Origin of the sequence: Nonomuraea sp. NPDC049646 (assembly GCF_044465525.1) — a bacterium.
Lineage (GTDB): Bacteria > Actinomycetota > Actinomycetes > Streptosporangiales > Streptosporangiaceae > Nonomuraea.
This window is the reverse complement of record NZ_JBITLU010000039.1, coordinates 1-18,268: the sequence shown is the minus strand read 5'-3', so window position 1 is coordinate 18,268 and position 18,268 is coordinate 1. Positions and strand designations below refer to the sequence as shown.

The following is an 18,268-nucleotide window of genomic DNA, read 5'->3' as shown; positions in this document are numbered from 1 at the left end:
CCGGCGGATACGACTTCATCGCCACGTGGAACTCCTTGTCTCCGGATCTCCATCATCCGGTACTCAAGGTGTCCACACCTCGGGGGCAGGGCCCGGTGATGAGTGACTCGCTCTTGGCCTGGTTGTCTGTGACCGTGATGCGTTGCGATCCCTCCAGGGTGATGAGTGACGAGAGCGTCCACGGCTACTTCTCCTGGGACAAGGTTGCGATCCCTCCAGGGTGATGAGTGACCCGAGAGTAAAGCTGCAGGTCACAGGCATGCTTCTTGGGTTGGCTAGGCGGCCTTTTGCAGCAGTCCGCCGGTAGTGCAGAAGCCCAGGTCACAAGGGGTGAAGTCACAGGATTGGATCGGTGTTGCCGAGGGCTTGGCCGATGAGGTCTGTCTGGATGGTGTGCGGGCCTTGGGTTCGGTAGATGAGGATGCTGTCGTAGCTGGGGTCTATCTGAGCCTTGATGGCGCTGACGAACTTGCGGTGCTGAGCGGTGGAGAGTTCGCCTTGGAAGACGCTGCGTTGCACCCAGTGCAGGTACTGGCGGCAGGTCCTGAGAATGGCGGGGTTGCGTTCGGCGAGGGTGTCGTAGACGACGATGACGAACACGGTCACCACCAGGGCCGGAACGGTTTGTACGGGGCGTCCTCTAGGCAGAGTCGTACCAGTTTGAGCGCTTCGAGATGGATGAGCTCCTCGTAGGAGACCTTCCGGCGTAGCGCCCGGTGGTAGACGGTCGTGGCCAGTTCTGCGCGAACGAGTTCCGAGACCTTCTTACGGCCCTCCCTGCTGAGCGAGGCGTTGCCGACATCGGATTCGAAGTCGCTGGGCCGCAGCGTCTTCTGAGCGGCGGCACGTTTGAGCAGGCGTTCGGCAAATATCGGTTTGAAGGGCTCGGCTAGATCCAAGGCCAGGGTGTTGCGGCGGCGGTCGGTGTCGGCGTGAAGGAGGCCCAAGGCTGGATGCAGGGGTGTGCAACGCAACGCGGTCAGCACGCGGGCGTAGGTGATGGCGTTGGCGTAGCTGATGAACGCATTGCCTGCGTTGGCGGGCGGCCGACGGCTGCGACCTTCGAGGCGAAGCCATGGAGGCAGGATGGTGTCCAGGACTGCCCATGCGGTGCGCCGGAAGTTACCTTCTGCGCCCATCAGCTGCTCACTGGTCTGGCAGGTCGAAAGTTGTTCGGTCAGCCGGGCGAGCGGGGCGTCGAGAAGGTCGGTGTCCAGGGCCCAGCGGACGTTGCTGGCTGTGGCGACGATAAGGGCGCGACCGATGTCCAGGCGTTTGTCTTCCGTGTCAGCGAGCATGACCTGGCGGCGCAAAACATGGGCTGAGCTTGTGTCTTCTGCGGGGGCGATGGCGCCGGCATAGTTTCCGTAGTGGTCAAGTATGTGGACCAAGACGCCGTGGCGGCTGAGGAGCGAGATCGCTGAGGTGTTGATGTCGACGTGGTCGAACGCGATCAGGTCGCGGATATCGGTGATGGGGACACGTACGGGTGTCTGGTCGGGACCTTCGATACGGACGCTGTTGTCTTCGCGCCGGATACGGCATGGCTGGGTGAGCCAGTAGGTGCGGGAGGCGGCGGTCATGACTCTCCCCAGCAGTAGTCGATGTAGGAGCAGCCGCGGCAGCGGGGACGGTCCAGTCTCGGTGGTGCGTCCGACTGGGTGATCACGGCTTGGGCCTGGCGTTCGGTGTCTTCGGCGAGAGTACGAGCGCGCTTGTCCCAGGTGACGGTGACGGTGCGGCGGATGAGCGGGTAGTGGATGGTGCCGTGCTCGACGGTGACGCCACGTCGTTCGAGCAGAAGGCAGTAGTGGCGAACCTGGGCCTCATGCTGCTCTGCTGGTGCTCGGGAAGACTTGGTCTCGTGGATGACGGCGCCCGTCGTCACCCAGTCGATCTTCGCTTCGCCAAGGTCGATATCGCGCCTGCGCGTGTAGGTCGTGTCGTCGACGGCTTCGCCGTAGGCAACGGCATCACTACGTTGCTCGGGACGATAGCCGCGCATGTAGAGCCAAAGCTGGCGAGGGCAATGCAGCAGGTATTTGATGTGGACGCCACCGATGTCGCTCACAGGACAGTCTCCTGCAGGACCGCAGGCTGAGGGCTCAGATCTAGTCCGAGGACGGGATCGTAGCCAGCATCGATAACCCATAGACGAAGATCACGTTTGATGAATTCCGCTCGCCCCGCCGAGCGCAGCGCGGCGAGTTGGGTGTAGCGGATCGGGATGAGCAGGCCCGCAGCTAGGAGCGGGTCTTCGTCGGCTTCGGCCTGGTAGTCGTCCAGGTCATCGCGGAGCAGCACTTCGACGGTGTCGAAGGCTTCGTCGAGCCGGTCGGCGAACTCGCTGCGGTCGTGGAAGGGGTCGGGGAAGGAGAGGAAGTTCCGGCTGAATTCGTCGCGGTGGCGTTTCGCCTCGGCTGCCCAGCGCTGTCCCCAGGGAGTGGAGTAGGCGATGGCGAGCCAGGTTTCGATGGTCTCCTCGGAGATCTCCGGCCCTGGCGCCGTGGTCAGGGCGGTGAGGGAGGCGTTCAGGGCGCCCTCGTCGTAGGGGCGATTGGGGATGACGTCGGTGTGGACGCGGAACTCGACCAGCCCGTCAGGGTGCCGGCCACGACGGTTGATGCGGCCGGCTCGCTGGGCGATGGCTTCGATCGGCGCCAATTCGGTGACCCCTCGATCGAAATCCAGGCAGAGGGAGACTTCTACCGCCTGGGTGGCCACGACGAGCCCGCCGCGCGGGGCTGTCTCCCCCGACTCTCGCTCCGGGTAGCGCTGGAGGATGCGGCGTTCGATCGCAGCGCGGTCCCGCGAGCGGAAACGCGAGTGCAGCAGCATCGCGTCCGGGTGATCGAGCGTCCTGAACAGCTTTTGGGCCTTGGCCACGGTGTTGGCGATCACCAGCACGCTTTGCCCCTCGGCCAGCCAGGTGCGGATGCGTTCCCGGCTGGCCTCGGAGTCGATCGCATCGTCGTCGAGCGTGAGCTGGTGCCGGGCCGGGGCTGTGCCTGTCGGGGCGTGGCGGACCTCGACCGTGCCGAGGGTGTCCTGGATCAGGTCGATCATCGGCTGGGCGAGGGTGGCGGACAGGACCGCGACCCGGGTGCCGAGTTGCTGCCACAACCTCATGCAGGCGCAGATCCGGCCGAAGGTGGCCGGGTCGTAGGCGTGCAGTTCGTCCAGCGCCATCAGGGCGTTGGCCTGTTCAAGCAGGACGCTGGAGTAGCGGGTTCCGGCGATGGCGGCACGCAGCAGCTGGTGCGGTGTGGCGACCCTGACGCGCTGGCTGAACAGCCGCATCGCCCTGACCTGAGCACGAGCCCGACGGGCGTCGGCGGGGCCGGGGCTGCACTCGTCGGCGACCGCTCGCGTCAGTAGCGTGCGGGCTGCGGTGGCGTGCAGCACGCCGATGTCCGGCTCCTGCTGTCCGGCGGGAGGGTCGAGGTTTTTGATGAACCGGTCGCGGGCCGCGTCGATGGAGGCTCGGTAGGGCAGCAGCCAGACCAGCCGCGGCCGGCCGGGCATGTCGTCGAGCTGCCGCGAGGCCCAGGCCAGCCCAGCCTCTGTCTTGCCGCTCCCCGTGGGCGCCACCAGGATGAGATGCCGCACGATGTCGGCCGCCTGCCGCTGATGCGGGTACGGTGTCGGCAATCGGCTCAGGAACTCTCGCGGTAGCGGCATGTGCGTCTGCAACGGCACGTGCGCCGAACCGGAGTGGTCGGCGAGGGTGACCGCGCCTTGCAGCAGAACGGCGACCAGCCCTTCCTCGTCGCCGACCGGGTTGATCCACTCGGTGTGCAAGCGGGCGAACGCGTCACGTGCCAGTTCCCACAGACGGCGATCGGTGGCAGGCACCGGGGTGGCCAGTTGCTGCGCGAGCCATGCCAGCCAGGCGCGATGACGAGCGGCCGGTACCTGGATGCGGGGACGCCCGAGCACCGGCGCGGGATCTCGCCCGAACTTGCGCTCCCACGCCGCCACGGGCGGATACATGGACCGCAGGTCGCCAGCGCGATGCGAGGTCAGCGGCCGGTGATGAAAGGCCACCCCGGCAGCGATCATCTTGCGGTCGTACGGGTCCAGATGGCGGGTGAGCAGGTCCACGTAGGCGAGGGAGAGCACTTCATGCCGTTCGCCCCAGCTCTGTCCCCCGGGACGCAGCTGGTACTGGAACCCCTCGGCGACCTTGCCGGCGTCGTGCAGCAGCGCGGCGAGCTCCACCCAGGTCCAGAATTTCGGGTAGGAGGCCAGCACGCCCGGCGAGCCGATCCGGTCCGCGATCGTACGGGTGGCGTCTCGAACAGCGAGACTGTGCTCCGTCAGCAGCTCCGGACGTCCCAATCCCGATCCGCTGGCGGACTTGGCCAGCACCTGGGACAACTGCTGATCGCGCTCATCGACCGATGCAGGGGAACTCAGCCAGACCGCCTGATCCCCGTCACGGTAAGCGCCCACGACAGCGTGTTCACCAGCCGGCTCCGAACACCACTGGTAGCTGCGATACTCCGTCCGGCCACGATCAGCGCTGATCGCTTCAGCCAGCCTTAACGTGCTGGCCAAAGGCGCCTCATGACCTCCGACCGGCGCCAGCGCGTGCCCCACCCGGGCCCGCTCGGCAGGCAGCAGGGTGACCTCGCGGACGGACACCACGTGCACAAGATCTTGAGAACGTCCCAGCCGCAGCCCCCACACCGGCTGCCGCAGGGCTTGCCCGATTCGCTCCCCATCCGGGCCGGGAATCCAGATCGTCAACCGCACCCCAATGAGGAAGGGCCGGTCGCGGATGGTCATCCCGCCCTTGCCAGCCGCCACCCGGCCCCCGACTGCCGGGTTGGAGCCATCAGCGGCGATGGGGTGATAGGTCTCGGCGTCCACGCCCCGCCCGTCGGCCGAGGCCGCCAGGCCGAGCGTGATCGGTTCACTCACGCGCCCGGTCGCCGCGGCCAGCATGCCGCGAACAGTGGAGGGCGGCGGTACCGGCAGGCATCGGCTGACGCCTGGGAACATCGGGTCGCGGAAGGAGGCGACCGGCGCGTACAGATCCACCCGAACCGCCTGGATCGGGCCGGGCACGCTGCTCACCGGGCTCACCGGGCCGGGTCGTCGAACCAGGCGTCGTGCTGGCCGGAACGGATCTCCTCCGCCAGGCCACGCAGCATCGTCCGCGGATGGTCGATGACGACCTGCCCATCGTCGAGCAGATCGGCGAGGTCGTGCTCGATCTCTTTGCGGTTCCTGTCCTGGAAACCGGGCCGCCATCCGAGCCGAACAGGGGCCTCCCATTGGCCCTGCCAAGCCTGCAGCTCCTGCCGCAGTACCTTGCCGCTCACCGCCAGCCCACCGCCGTCGGCGCTGCCGTCGATCGCGAACGTCAGCGGGTTCACGCCACCTGCCATCGGCAGCGCAGCCACCAGCGCCGGCGTGCGGTCACCGTAATGCAACGCCTTCTTGGCACCACCGGTCAGTTCGGCCAGCGCGTCCAGCAACATCGCGACCCGGTCCCGGCGCACCTCCAGCGGCAGCCGCACTGCGGCATGGCCACGGAACGTGATCGCCTCGGCGCCCATGCTCACCGCCTGGGCCACGCTCAGCGCCGCCTCGGCCGACAGATAGTTCGCCCGGCCGCCGCCATTGGAGGCCGGCAGGGTGAAAGTGCCCACCCGAGGAAGGTCGAGCAGGAACGGCGCGACCAGGTCCGCGGTGTAGAACTCGTGCCCGTGCAGCACGGGGTCCTCAACCCCGCGCGACATGACGCCGAAGTCCTCAGTCGGACGGGCCGGCTCCACCGACATGAAGGTGCCGACCATGAACGGCGTGTCCCGCAGGGTGGTGGCCTCATCGGCGCTCTTGGCACCCGCCTTCATGTAGCCGAACAGATCGTCGTCGGCGTACCGGATGGGGTCGGCCGCGGTGTTGGCCTTCTGCGCCTTGCCTTGCGCCTTGCCCACCCGCTCGGTGGGCGAGGCGACCATGCCCATGCCGGTCATCGTGTCGCGCAACCACCGGCGAAAGGCCTGGGCCGACACGTACGGATACCACTGGCCGCGGACACGGGCCTTCTTGACCGGCGTGGTCGTGGTGTTCTCACCACGACCGTTGTTCGGCGCGCCCGCGCTGACGGCCAGCGCTATTTTCCCAGCCAGATAAGCCATCAGGCGTACTCCCCGCTCTCATCGTCGCTCGTCTTGCCGAACCCGATCTCGCCGTCGACCTCCGATTCGTCATCGCCCTTTTGGGCTCCGATGGGCACCCGCTTCGCGTCCAACTTCGCGCTGACCTCGAAGAAGAGCAGCGCACGATCGAGCCAGCCCCTGGAGCCGTTCGCCAACAGGTCGGTCAGCGTCGCGGAGTCCAATGCCTTTTGTGGCACACCACGCAGACGCAAGCTGGCGCTCGTCGTCATCAGCAGTCGGTGCAGTTGATATCCGTTGCCGGCGGCGCGGCAGTACTCATTGAACCTGCCACGATGTGATTCCTGGGCGATCCAGCTCGCCAGCAGTTCCGCGACAGGCTCAAGCCGGTCGGAGTCCATCTCGTACATCACCTCCGCATACAGGCGGCACAAGGCCCGCCACCTCACCAGCGTGAGCTGTGAAAGCTTCTCCCAATCTCCCGACTGCGCCCGCAACTCCATGGGCAGTCGATCCGACCGCTCCCCCTCGCGGTCAAACAGCAACCGAGCGGCTACCGTCGCCCCGTCCACTGCTGCCTTGCCCTGCCGGTTCCGGCGCTCCAGCGCCCGGCACAGATCCCGCCAGCCCTTGGCGCAGTCGGGGTCGGCCAGCATCCGATGCACGAACCGGGCCATGCCCGTCCGTGTCCCTGACACCCGAAGCCACGGCTCCTGGTTGTCGTTCTTGAACATCCACAAGCTGGTCGCCGCCGGCGCGTCCCCGGCATGCTCACGCAACGCCTGCAAGGTAACCGCCTCCGGTCCTGCCGTCGCCGGTAACCCATCGAAGCCGAGCTGACGTATCCGCCTGGCCCGGCGCACATTCCGTTCCACGAACTGCCGCTCGACCTGCAGGTTGTCGCACATCAACACGGTCGCCGAGCCCGCCGTCAGCCAGGCGCCATACGGCAGCGCCCACAACGCCACCCGACACCCCTGGCACACCGGCCAGCCCGCCGACCCAGGCGGCAAAGTATTCAGCGCCCGGATCGAATCGAACATCGGCAGCGTCGACTTCGCCCACAACACCCCGCTCGGCTGCCCGCAAAACACGCAGGTCCGAGCAGACCCGTTCTTCTCATCCAGGGAGAACAGCACGGTTATCTCCCGACTCAGGGCCATGCGGTCCTTCTCCCGCTTGGCATGGGTCGGCTTGGAGTTGGGGTAGAGCGCGAACAGCACCTTCCACCAGTCGTAGGCGCCACTTCCCTGCTGGGCGACGGCCGCCTCAACCACATCTTCGACGAGCCGCTCAATCACGCCATCGAGCAGCTCCGCGGTGACCTGCTCGACCCGCTCACAACCGGCGAGTACGGCCACCGCCCACGCCCCGCAGCGTTGCAGCGGATGCTCCGTAAGCCGTAACGAGGACGTCGGCGCCTGCGTGGCGCTCATCTGATCCACCCGAACCCCTCCACGGTGGACAGCCCCAGTCCCCACTCATACAGCGCGTCCAACAACTGTGGTGCCGCCGCCACCCGCACGCGCGCAGTCGACCCTATGCGGAATCCCTTCGGCACATCGAATCGGCGACGCGGACCGGAATCGAGCACTTCCACCTCGACCTCGTTCGGCAGCCCAAGAACGTCTGCCTTATGTCGGAGATTATGCGCTAGTCGCTCCTGAAAATGGACATCGTCGGGAACCAGGTATAAATCCTCGCGTTTCACCAAAACCGGCGAAACCGTCTCAAAAACCGTGACCCCGCCAGAATGGTCCGCCGCGGGATCCAGCTGAACACCTTTGACGGACAACGTCACCGAACCCCAGGCGATCTCCCGTCGGCCTGCCACCCCGGCGAGCAGGCACGCAGCTATCCGCGGCACCGGAGAGCCCATCCAGATCGTCCCGTCAGGCGATGCTGCGTACGCGCCCGACAGCCGCCGAGCGCCGGAGAACACAGGAGGAGAAACCCCCAACGGACGAAGCGAGCTGCCATCCCAGCCGGCATCGTGCAACTGCGCCGCCACCCCTACGTCCTGCTGGTTAATCAGGCCGTAGACAACCGCCCTGGCAGCCCCGTGAACATCACACCAGGGCACCACCGGCACGCCAGCCGCAACATCAACGCGAAACCGCACTTAGCACCTCCCCAAGAGGGTCGCCAAACACGGACTTAGTAGTACCAGCAAGCCCCGACATTTTTCGGAGCTCCCGTCAACTTGATACCGAAGTGCCAATCAGGGAGATCAAGTCTGTCCCGAGGAACGTGACGGGTGGATCTTGGCCAGCACTTTTTCAGTCGCATGGCCGACGCTCAGTTGCGATCCCTCCAGGGTGATGAGTGACCAGCTGTACCGGGTCCTGATCATCGGTTCCAGGTTGCGATCCCTCCAGGGTGATGAGTGACCCCACGATCCACTCGTGCGCATCCACCCACCGGCGTTGCGATCCCTCCAGGGTGATGAGTGACCACCTGCCGCGTCTCACCCTCGATTTCCTAATGCAGTTGCGATCCCTCCAGGGTGATGAGTGACCCCAGGACTGGCCGTCCACGTGGCAGATGTACGCGCGCGTTGCGATCCCTCCAGGGTGATGAGTGACCCCGTCGAGGCTGAAGGTGTCGCCGCGCTGGTAGGCGTGTTGCGATCCCTCCAGGGTGATGAGTGACCTAGCCAACGTGTCCAAGTCCTCAGCCCGGACGGTGAGCGTGTTGCGATCCCTCCAGGGTGATGAGTAACCGGGGGACCACTAGCGTTCCGATCATGATCAAGTGGGTTGCGATCCCTCCAGGGTGATGGGTGACCACTGCCGTCGCCACGCTCGAACGCATCATCGCGTTGCGATCCCTTCAGGGAGGCGACCCGCATAGACATCGCCCAAAGTGCGCCTCTGCAAGAGTATTTAACGCTGACTCCGGTTGCCATCCGCGGAATCCGCATAATGGCTGTCATGGGGCATCTTGGGCAGGCGGAGTCTTGTCGAAGCTAGCCCGCACAACAGACGCAGCCGCTCAGCAGAATGCCGCAGTATTCCGCAGAATCACCGCTCGGCGGGAGGCGCGCTGGGGGCCACCTCTGCGAAGGCGGACTCCTGGCGGTCAACACGTGATCTGAGTGCTTGCGCCGATACAGGACGCCCCTAAGTACAGGCGCCCTCCGGCTTATCGCCGATCTCCCCCCGTTCCACGGGTATGGCCAGGTTCCGCCGCTCCTCTAAATAGGCACGCGTGCAATAATCCGAACCGCGCTCGGCCATGGGCACGGTTCCCCGTCGGCAGCTCAGCAACCATCAGTGGTTCCCGCCTGCGAACTTACGCTCCATGCCGCGGGGGGCTGACCATGATGCCTTGGTGCATCGCAGCCGCGACCTACCTCACAGAGATCCGCGTGAAGGGTGCGACGACTGCTCCACGAGGGTGCTTCTAGAGCAATCAGGCGGGAGATGAGCGGCGAGTCAATTGATGGATCATGGGGCTGAAAAGAGAAGGTCGCCAGCAGTCACGCGATCACGTCGACGCCCTCATGCGGCCCCGAGTCGCACTTGCGCCAACGGACGCCAGTCCCAAACGGTCTCCGGGCCATCCTGATTGACGATGTGGATACTACGGATGGTGACGTCACGCTCGGGGAGTTGCTTGCCTAGCGCCGTAATGATCGGAGCCGCCGGACCATCAGCGGTGCTGTAGGCAACAGTGACGTGCGGGATCCATGCTGCATGAGCAAGAGCGCCATCGTGGCCGGTGGCCGCCCGTGTGGCGAACTTGGCTGCTTCCAACAGGGGCCTAAGACGGTCCGCCGGCCGCGCCTCCAGGACCACCGCCTCCGGGTGGTAGAGCACACGCCCCAGCGAGACAGTGATGGGCGCGATCCGGGAGAGTTGAGTCGTGGCCTCCTCAGCCATCACGTTCACCTGATGATCGGTGATCTCGTGTGAGTAGCCGGCGACCAACGTGGTGAGGTGGATGAACTTCTGCGGCACCAGGTCGAGGCCGGGCAGGCCGGCCAGGCGGTCGTGAGCCTCTTGGACGATGGCCTGCGCTTCGGGGTCCTCTCCCAGGAGGACATGCCAGTAGAGCTGGCCCTGGCCTGGCGGCAGCATGAGCGCTCGTCGCTTCTCCCAGCGGTTCACCATCCGCGTCGGCAACGGGCTCACGCATCCTCCTCGACAGGGGCGGGCAGAGCCCGAGCGGAGTTGAACGTCTTGATCTGTTCGCGCAGCGTGGTCACCATATCCGAGCCGCGGAACCGGGGGGCGGCCAATCGAGCATCCATCCGCACCAGATAGTTGGTGATCGTGGACAGTCGGTGTTCGGGCGGCAGGGACAGGGCGGGCGTGACCTGTTCGGCGGCGGCGTCCAGGTCCTCCATCATCACGTATGCGATCCCTGCGCCGAAGCGGACTTGTGCCCAGGTGCCGGCCACCCAGGGAGCGCCGTTGGCCCATGCGTCGTCGGCCGCCGCTGCCGCCTGCAGTGCCGCGGCATGATCGCTGGCTTGAAGCGCCACCGACAGGGCGTACAGTGCCCGCCTTGGTGCTGGGCACGACCAGGGCGTCACGCCGGAGTCGCTGGCCACGGCACCGGCTGCCTCGTCCGCTCGGTGAAGGGCTTCTCGGGCTCGGTCGAAGTCGCCGAGCAGGCTTGCGGCATTCGCTTCCTGGCTGGCCAGGAGTACTCGCAGAGGTGTGGGTGGGCTGCATTCGTAGCCGCGTCTGGCCGCGTCGGCAGAGACGGCGTAGCGGCATCGCCAACGCTCGGTCTTGGCCTGGGCGCTCAATGCCGCGGCCTCGCTCGCGCCGGCCTCTTGGGCGGACAGGAGGGCGGCTCTACCGTGGACGGTGGCCGCTTCGTCGTCGTACAGGTCGCCTAGCAGGATGCAGGCGTGGGCGAGGAGTTCGGCGTCGATCCGGTACAGCTCACGTGTCTGGTTAAGCCGCTGCTTGCCACCCCGTAGGAGCGCCAGCACTCGTCGGTGCAGGCGCAGCACGTCGGCGAGCAGTGGCGCGGGTGCGGTCTGGGTGTGGCGCTGCGTCAGGTGGTAGCGGGTTTCGTCGATCAGGGCGATGGTGCTGTTGCCGACGTTGGTCTGCTCGATCCAGGCTGCGTGCTCGATCAGGTCACCGCTGGTCGGCAGCGTCCCCACCAACTCGCCATCACGGTCGAAGAGGACAGCCTCGTCCATGCCGAACACACGGCAGTACAGCAAGGGGTAGGGGTCCTTAGGACGGCTGTTGCCCGCCTCGTGATCTTTGATTCTGCGGACGACCGAGTCGAACTCGGGCAAGGCGATCTCCTCGCCCGCCGCCAGGAACAGGTGTCTGGCCAGTTGTTTCTGTGACCAGCCGCGCTGACGTCGCTCATCGCGAATGCGTTCGGCCCACCGGGGAGCTCTGGGCTGTTCCAGCATGCCGTCGCACCTCACCACCGAGTTGGGGGACACGGTCGCCGCCCCCAGTGTCCCCCAATCACATCTGTCTACGCGTCGTTACTCAGCGTTGTGATGGATTCGTGTACTGGGACACGAATCACCTAGACGCCGACACCAAAGCCGGGCTGGACGAGCTGCTGAGGGCCACGGCTCAGAGCGTTCGCCAAGCCTCCGCACTGGCGGCGCTCATACAGGACTTGCGGGACCGCCAGCTCTCCGTACTGCGCGGCACCTATCCGGCCTGGGACATCGCCCTGGAGCTCGACTCCACGGAGAGGCTGTGGTGGACCGCCGTGCCGAACCGGTCTCTGACCGTCGAGCTGGTGGCGGAGGGGGTCATGCGCATCGTCAGGTGCGAGGACGCGATCGCACTCGCGGCGGCCTTGGCCTGGCAGTCGACTCTGATCGGCAACGTCGAGAACGCTGCAGGACCTCCGCACATCCATCCGGCTCGCCAACTGCAGGGGCGGCCGGCATGACGTCGACGCTTGAGCAGGCATGTGAGCTTGATCTGCGCGGTGCGTTCAGGCGCTTCTACGTCTGGTGCGACGCCACAGGTCTATGGCATGCCAGGCCGCTGCCCAAGCTGACGGCCGGCGAAGTCGCCTACGGAGTCCTGCGCGAGCTGGTCGCTGACTCACCTCTGCAGCTCGCCTACAAGTGCACCTGGCAGCGGAGCCGTCGCAAGGTCTACCAGTACGTGAGGCAGTACGGCGCAGGGGAACCGGAGCATGACCCAGCCTCCTGACGAGCCCGTACCTGAGTGGGAGCCGTACCTGCGTCCTCCGAGGGACCGCATCCGCATCACGGAGACCTCATGTTGCGGTGCTCTTGAGTGGGCCTGCCAGGGCGGGCAGTTCCTGATCCTCCGACGCACCCCTGCAGGCCAGTATGAGGAGACGGCCAGAGGGCTGTACCAGCACGCACGGTCCGTCTGGCAGGCGTTGCTCATCCTCCATGAGGACGAGCACAAGCGGAAGGCTCGGGATCGGGTGGCTGCCCATCCCAAGCAACGTGGCCGGGCAATGCCGGGGAAGCACTCCGCGTGAACCGCAACCAGAGCAATTCCCTGTAAACAGAAGGTCAGGGGTTCGATTCCCCTCGTCGGCTCGCAGCTCAAGGCCCCTTCCGATGCGTGGAAAGGGCCTTTTGGATCCCCATGCAGCAGTGCCATACAGCAACCGCGTTAGCACGCCTGGTCCTGGCCTTGATCGCCATTAGTAAGGCGAGCATTGAGCCAGTCGAGTGCCTTGCGGCTCTCGGGACTCGGGATCTGGGTGTAGACGTTCACCGAGAACAGCTCTTAAGCTGCGCCAATGCTGCGGCGGCGGGCCGGTAGCCGCTGCGCGGTTACAACATTCTATACGGGTTCAGGCCGCCGCCCGATGAGCGGCGGGCGACCGGGCTGGTCCCGCGCAGCCGCCCCGCCGCACAACCAGCTCCAGCAGAGCCGTAAGGCGAGGTGCATGTCGCAGGCTGATCAGGAGCCCTAGGTGCCTTTAGGCACCATGAGGTATCAACCGACCCAGCTGAGCAACTCCAGCTGTGATCTTCAACGTTGTCGCGTAATCTAGAGCTTTCCGCCACACCTCTCCTGGAGTCCCATGTCGCTAAGGCTGCGAAAGAAGCGCAAGGAATCGATCTGGGATGAGGAGATCGACAAGAATTTTCCTGAGTGTGGCCAGATCATAGCTAGACTACTTGTTCATCATCAAAAGAGATCTAGATGGCTTGCTAAGTATTCTACAGTATGGTTTCGGCTGTTCGGTGGAATCGAGATCGTGCTCGGGGTCACGCTTCCTCTTTTGTTCATCTATCCGCAGACTCAGGACAACACACCATTACTCGCGAGCGTAAGTGTAATTGTTGCAGTCTCATCTGCGTTGAGTGCATTTTTTGCGTGGAGCCCGAATCGTGGAGTTTACACCGGACAAGAAGTTGCGGTGAGTTCTATTCTGAGCGAGTGGGAACTTTCTATGATGGAACTCCTTCTTGTGGCCTCTGAGCCCGATGTGAAGAAGCGTGCGTTAGATGTTACGAGAGAGGCGGTTCGAGAGCTGTTTGAAGCGCTTACTCAAGAGCATCAATCGATCTTTACGGCAGCGAAGACGCCCGATGAAATCATCGCTGAAGTGAAGCGCAATAAATTGCGTTCCAGTCAGATGGGTCCTTAACGGCAGAGGCGTTGATCAAGGCTACATTGGAGAGTCAGGATGGCTAGAGCGCCGTACCGCATAGCACGCCAAGAGCACTTGGGGGAGATGCTCGACTATCTGGCAACTCTCGAACTGTTGGTCTGGCAATGGGAATATGATCAGCCCAGGAAGCGTGCTATCTACTGGATCACCGAGCCGGGGAAGGTTGTGCGACCGCTGGAAACAAGGCGAGCCGAGAATCTGGTGCAAAAGCTTTGTGATCAGCGAGGTATTGTTTGGCTTCCCGTCCCGTCTCCAGGTGGCGAGCTAGAACGGGCCAAAACACTGCGAAGAATCGAGCAACTCAAACAAGGCATGCAGTCAAGGGAGGCTAACTGCGCAACGCAGATAGATTCCGTCACTGCAATTTCATTCGACCTTGCTGCCTATCCGGAGCTTCGTGAGCGTCTTAATGACGAACCAGCCAACGATCGATCTGCGCAAGTGTTTCAGATTGCTTGTCGCTGTCTGGAATTAGGGCTTACCAAAGGGCAGGCGATGTGGCTGCTCTTTCAATACCCGCCGTTCCGTGACAAGTATCTACAGCGAGATGATACTGACCGAGAGCTTAATCGGCTGATTGCAAGGGTCTACGATGGCGGCACCGATGTGCGTAGATCAGGCTCGTGACTTGGAAGGCTCGGCCCTTTCAGCGCATGTAGTTGCTTCGCTGTCACTGTTCTAGGCCGTGACGATCGCTCACTTCGGCACTCGTCGTTGTGGCTGGGGCGATCGGCTGCCGCGGACGGACTTCGTCGGCCCTTGCCACCGAGCCCAAGGGCTGAGGTCTGCTGTACAGCAACCAGTACCGCAACGCCGACTCGCGAAATTACACGGCGACCGTCTAGATCTGCTGGTCAGGTGCGGGTGAGGGCCGTCGGCGTGCTGTCTGCCCAGCCCTTGGAACAAGAGAGCTGATTCAATCTGCGGTGTTCCGCGGCAAAGTGCGAGCCGCCGTGGCCGCGATGGCCAGCGAGGGGTCATGGGCTTGGATGCTGGGATGGAGGGTTCTGCGGATTGCGCGGCAAGCCCGACAAGATCGACGCCTACCACCAGCTGAACAAGCTGGTTCCGTACGGCGTTCCCTCGCCGCGCGTAGGGAAAGACCAAGGGGTGACATGGCCTGCGAAGCTTCGCCAGTGGACATGTCCCCCGCCCTACCCTAGAGACACTGTGCCTCGGCGAGGGAGCGCGATGAGCAAGGCGAAGGACGCCCGTATCTACGTCCGAATTGCAGAGGACATCCGCAATCGCATCCTCCAAGGTGACCTGCCGGCCGGTGCCATGCTGCCCTCCGAATCCACCCTCGCCAGCACGTACGGCGTGGCGAGAGGGACCGTACGTCAGGCGGTCGCCGAGCTGGAACGCTCGGGGATGGTGACCAGCGAGGCCGGCCGTGGCCGGCGCGTGAAGAGCGAGGACCCCACAGCCCCGCGGGCAGCATCAACACAGTACGAGTCGATCGCCGAGACGCTCCGAGGGCGCATCGAGAACGGCGAGCTGGTGCCTGGCCAGCAATTGCCCGGAGAGGCCGCAACAGCGGAGGAGTTCGGGGTGTCGAAGGGCACGGCCCGCCAGGCGCTGCAACTCCTGGCCGGCGAACGGCTCATCACAGCCGTCCACGGAAAGGGCTGGTTCGTCGGCGGCCCCGAGCACGCGCGCACCCGGGCCGACGTGGTCGCCGCCGAGTTCCGGCAGGACATCTCCACAGGCAAGCTCGCTGTGGGGTCCGTCCTGCCCGGAGAGAACGCACTCGCCCAGGAACGCGGCGTCGGCCGCATCACCATCAGGCGCGCCTTCGCGTTGCTGGAAGCGGAAGGAGTCATCGAGAAAAGGCCCGGTATGGGCCGCGTCGTCAAATCACGAGCCGAAGGTGACACGTGACCGTATCCCAGACGCCCTCGATCCCCTTCACCACCACGGAAGCACTGGCGACCCTGCACGAGACCTGTGAGAGCACAGGACTGGCCAGCCAGGACGCCCGCCTGATCCGCCTCGGCGAGAACGCTCTGTTCGCACTCCCCGCCGAGCAGGTGGTCGTCAGGATCGCGCGCAGCGTCGAGGTGCTGGACGACGTACACAAGGAAGTAGCCGTCTCGGCCTGGCTGAACGACTCCGGGATACCGGCGGCGAGAACGACGGCGCACGACCAACCGCTCATCGTCAGAGGTCACCCGGTAACGCTCTGGCACCTCATCCCCGACAGCGGCTCGCCCGCGACCCTCGACGACCTGGCCGGCGTCCTGCGCGAACTCCACGGCCTGGCCGTCCCCGCCGACCTGGAGCTGCCGGCGATGGACATCCTCAGCCGCGTCTCCGAACGCATCAACGCGGCGTCTGTCCTCACCGACGAGGATCGAGACTTCCTGCTGACGCGCCGACGTGAGCTGCAAAGCGCGTACGACGAACTGGCTTTCCCTCTCACGCCGTGCGCGGTTCATGGTGACGCGCACAACGAGAATCTCATCCGAACCGTCGACGGAAGGGTCCTGCTCATCGACTTCGAGCGCTTCGCATTCGGCCCACCGGAGACGGACCTCGCAGTCACCGCCATCGAGCACACGGTCGGCTGGGGAACGCGAACCGAATATGACCGGTTCGCGGAGCGGTACGGATTCGATGTTCTGGCCTGGGAAGGCTACCCGGTGCTCAGAGACATCAATGAGCTGAAAATGACGACGTGGCTCATGCAGAACGTCAACGAAGACGCGGCCATAGCCCGGGAGTTCCACAATCGCATGAACTCGCTGCGGAATCCCGACGCACCTCGCCGCTGGCGTGCTTTCTAAGGTCCATGTCCTGGGCCGGGAGATGACCGCCCCACAGGAGCTCAGTACGGGTGCCACTTACTCGACAATCAAGGTCGATGTCCGGGGCTCACGTGCCGCATCCGACATGTTGTGACGGCTGTCAGTCGTAGGGATGCAAGGCCCCTTTCCAGCAGCCTCAGCTCTCGTCGCTCAAGATCACCGATAGGGTGCGCCAGAAGCAAAAGGAGCCCCTGACGTGTCACCCTCAGCCCCGTTAGCCTGGCTGGCGGCCCTCGCCACTGCGGCCTACCCCACCTGGGACACCTGGAAGACCAGCTTCGACTGGTCCTCCCTGTTCACGGCCGCCTACGTGCCCGAGCAGTACCTCGCGCAGTTGCACTACGAAGGCTTCACCGAGGGCGTAGTGAGCTGCGTACGTCCGTACGACGCGATCGACCACTCGCCGTTCCTACCGCTGCGCGACGACCTCGCCACACTCACCGAACTTGCAACGACCTGGGCCGTGCCCGTGCTGGCCGTCCTGGTCGCCCTGATGCGGCGGCATTCGGCGACGGCAGGACCGCGTGCCGCCTGGATGCTGGCGCTGATCGCGCTCGCCCGGCCGCTCTCGGCCGACTACCAGGGGGACAGCATCTGCTCGGGCTCACTGCCCATGTTCACCCAGGACTGGTTCGAGGCTCTGTCCGGCGGCTGGGGACTCTGGGAGTTGTGCCTGCTGGCGGCTGCCCTGCTGGTGCTGCTCGCATCGAACTCCCCCGCGCTGCCGATCTCTGGGCGGCGCGCGTTGACGACCGTCATGGACGCCCTGGTGGTGTACGGGCTGGTGGCCCTCGCCCCTCTCCTCACCGGGGACGAATCCCTGCGCGCCGGCCTGCTGCACCAACTCCAGTTCGACGGCCTCCGCGATGCCCCTGTTCGGCTGCTGGTGCTCGTGCTACCGCTCGGTTACCTCCTGTGGAGATACGGCCGGCCGCCTCACCGCGGGTGCGACAGCTAATGCGGTGACCATGAACGTTCACCGGGTGGACAACGCACCGGCTTGACCGCGCTCACGTTGATCCACGCGGTTGCCGATCTCGTTGTTGTATGGTCTGACGTCGGCAAATATCGCGGGGAGGGCAAGGCCGTGGAGCGCGAAACACTGGTCGGTTACCTGGACTCGCAGCGCAAGCACGTCCTGGGCATCCTGGACGGCCTTGGCGAGGAGCAACTACGCCAGGTGGTGCTGCCGTCCGGTTGGTCGCCCCGCGACCTGGTGCACCATTTGACCTGGTCCGAGGCGCTTTGGTTTCGCGCCGCGATGACCGCCGATCGCCAGGTCATCGACACGCTCGTGGTCGGCGAGTTCGGTTGGAAGGTCCCCGAGGAGTTCTCTGGTGCGGACGTGCTCGCGCGGTATCGACGGACGATCGAGCAGTCGAACATGGTCATCGGGGCGACGGCGATCGATGCCGTGCCGGCCTGGTGGCCGACGAAGATGTTCGGTTCGGGGTCATGGCGGCTGGGGTCTTTGCGCGAAGTGCTGATGCACGTGATCGTCGACACTGCGACGCACGCCGGACAGCTCGACGCGGTCCGGGAGCTGATCGACGGACGGCAGTGGCTGGTCAACGACGACTGACCGGCCGCAGGTCACTGAACCCGGTGAACGTTAGCGGTCACCGCACTAGGCCGTGTCTCAAAGGATCGTGAGCCAGTCGTTGATGGCGGCGATGTGGACGGTGGCTTCGTAGCGGACGGCGAGTTTGTCGTACCGGGTGG

At 64.9% G+C, this 18,268-nt stretch carries 18 protein-coding genes and 1 CRISPR repeat array; of the genes, 9 read left to right on the top strand and 9 right to left on the bottom strand.

From position 1 onward, the window contains the following. On the top strand, window positions 1-224 hold a 224-nt coding region (locus ACIBQ8_RS50950; RefSeq protein ID WP_397195892.1), incomplete at its 5' end, for a hypothetical protein. A gap of 112 nt (window positions 225-336) precedes the next feature. Here the strand turns inward: ACIBQ8_RS50950 and cas2 are convergent. The 9 genes from cas2 to ACIBQ8_RS50905 form a co-directional block, all read right to left on the bottom strand. Beyond that, window positions 337-600: a CRISPR-associated endonuclease Cas2 gene (cas2, locus tag ACIBQ8_RS50945; protein WP_397195891.1), complete on the bottom strand. Its 264-nt coding sequence runs from the start codon at window positions 598-600 to the stop codon at window positions 337-339. Between the two features lie 2 nt (window positions 601-602). Then, window positions 603-1,583: a type I-B CRISPR-associated endonuclease Cas1b gene (cas1b, locus tag ACIBQ8_RS50940; protein ID WP_397195890.1), complete on the bottom strand. Its 981-nt coding sequence runs from the start codon at window positions 1,581-1,583 to the stop codon at window positions 603-605. Further along, a complete protein-coding gene (locus ACIBQ8_RS50935; RefSeq protein WP_397195889.1) occupies window positions 1,580-2,071 on the bottom strand; it encodes a CRISPR-associated protein Cas4 in 492 nt (163 codons plus the stop codon). The genes cas1b and ACIBQ8_RS50935 overlap by 4 nt, the downstream gene beginning before the upstream one ends. Then, window positions 2,068-5,082 carry a CRISPR-associated helicase Cas3' gene (cas3, locus tag ACIBQ8_RS50930; RefSeq protein WP_397195888.1) on the bottom strand — a complete coding sequence of 1,005 codons (3,015 nt, stop codon included), beginning with the start codon at window positions 5,080-5,082 and terminating at the stop codon, window positions 2,068-2,070. Before cas3 ends, ACIBQ8_RS50935 begins: the two co-directional genes overlap by 4 nt. A 5-nt stretch (window positions 5,083-5,087) precedes the next feature. Next, window positions 5,088-6,152 carry a type I-B CRISPR-associated protein Cas7/Cst2/DevR gene (cas7i, locus tag ACIBQ8_RS50925; RefSeq protein WP_397195887.1) on the bottom strand — a complete coding sequence of 355 codons (1,065 nt, stop codon included), beginning with the start codon at window positions 6,150-6,152 and terminating at the stop codon, window positions 5,088-5,090. After that, complete coding sequence (locus ACIBQ8_RS50920; RefSeq protein WP_397195886.1) at window positions 6,152-7,567, bottom strand: hypothetical protein; 1,416 nt, start codon at window positions 7,565-7,567, stop codon at window positions 6,152-6,154. The genes cas7i and ACIBQ8_RS50920 overlap by 1 nt, the downstream gene beginning before the upstream one ends. Continuing rightward, on the bottom strand, window positions 7,564-8,253 hold the full coding sequence (gene cas6 / locus ACIBQ8_RS50915; protein ID WP_397195885.1) for a CRISPR-associated endoribonuclease Cas6: 690 nt from the start codon (window positions 8,251-8,253) through the stop codon (window positions 7,564-7,566). Before cas6 ends, ACIBQ8_RS50920 begins: the two co-directional genes overlap by 4 nt. Window positions 8,254-8,432: 179 nt before the next feature. Next, window positions 8,433-8,981: direct repeats of the CRISPR family, unit length 30 nt; unit sequence GTTGCGATCCCTCCAGGGTGATGAGTGACC. A 653-nt stretch (window positions 8,982-9,634) separates the two neighbouring features. After that, window positions 9,635-10,267 (bottom strand): 2'-5' RNA ligase family protein, encoded by a 633-nt coding sequence (locus tag ACIBQ8_RS50910; RefSeq protein ID WP_397195884.1) that lies wholly within the window; start codon window positions 10,265-10,267, stop codon window positions 9,635-9,637. Continuing rightward, window positions 10,264-11,520: a multiprotein-bridging factor 1 family protein gene (locus tag ACIBQ8_RS50905; RefSeq protein WP_397195883.1), complete on the bottom strand. Its 1,257-nt coding sequence runs from the start codon at window positions 11,518-11,520 to the stop codon at window positions 10,264-10,266. The genes ACIBQ8_RS50910 and ACIBQ8_RS50905 overlap by 4 nt, the downstream gene beginning before the upstream one ends. A 101-nt stretch (window positions 11,521-11,621) precedes the next feature. Between ACIBQ8_RS50905 and ACIBQ8_RS50900 the strand changes: the two genes are divergently transcribed. From ACIBQ8_RS50900 to ACIBQ8_RS50865, 8 genes are all read left to right on the top strand, one after another. Next, on the top strand, window positions 11,622-12,020 hold the full coding sequence (locus tag ACIBQ8_RS50900) for a hypothetical protein (protein ID WP_397195882.1): 399 nt from the start codon (window positions 11,622-11,624) through the stop codon (window positions 12,018-12,020). Continuing rightward, window positions 12,017-12,289 carry a hypothetical protein gene (locus tag ACIBQ8_RS50895; RefSeq protein WP_397195881.1) on the top strand — a complete coding sequence of 91 codons (273 nt, stop codon included), beginning with the start codon at window positions 12,017-12,019 and terminating at the stop codon, window positions 12,287-12,289. The genes ACIBQ8_RS50900 and ACIBQ8_RS50895 overlap by 4 nt, the downstream gene beginning before the upstream one ends. A gap of 856 nt (window positions 12,290-13,145) precedes the next feature. Then, the gene (locus ACIBQ8_RS50890; RefSeq protein WP_397195880.1) at window positions 13,146-13,715 is read left to right on the top strand and encodes a hypothetical protein; all 570 of its coding nucleotides are present in this window, start codon (window positions 13,146-13,148) and stop codon (window positions 13,713-13,715) included. Window positions 13,716-13,802: 87 nt separating this feature from the next. Further along, window positions 13,803-14,366, top strand: a complete 564-nt coding sequence (locus ACIBQ8_RS50885) for a hypothetical protein (protein WP_397195879.1) — start codon at window positions 13,803-13,805, stop codon at window positions 14,364-14,366. Between the two features lie 564 nt (window positions 14,367-14,930). Then, window positions 14,931-15,620 (top strand): GntR family transcriptional regulator, encoded by a 690-nt coding sequence (locus ACIBQ8_RS50880; protein ID WP_397195878.1) that lies wholly within the window; start codon window positions 14,931-14,933, stop codon window positions 15,618-15,620. Next, window positions 15,617-16,525: a phosphotransferase family protein gene (locus ACIBQ8_RS50875; RefSeq protein WP_397195877.1), complete on the top strand. Its 909-nt coding sequence runs from the start codon at window positions 15,617-15,619 to the stop codon at window positions 16,523-16,525. Before ACIBQ8_RS50880 ends, ACIBQ8_RS50875 begins: the two co-directional genes overlap by 4 nt. 217 nt (window positions 16,526-16,742) lie before the next feature. Further along, window positions 16,743-17,504, top strand: coding sequence for a hypothetical protein (locus ACIBQ8_RS50870; protein ID WP_397195876.1), 762 nt, complete (start codon window positions 16,743-16,745; stop codon window positions 17,502-17,504). Window positions 17,505-17,546: 42 nt separating this feature from the next. After that, complete coding sequence (locus ACIBQ8_RS50865) at window positions 17,547-18,128, top strand: DinB family protein (RefSeq protein ID WP_397195875.1); 582 nt, start codon at window positions 17,547-17,549, stop codon at window positions 18,126-18,128. Window positions 18,129-18,268 lie beyond the last annotated feature (140 nt).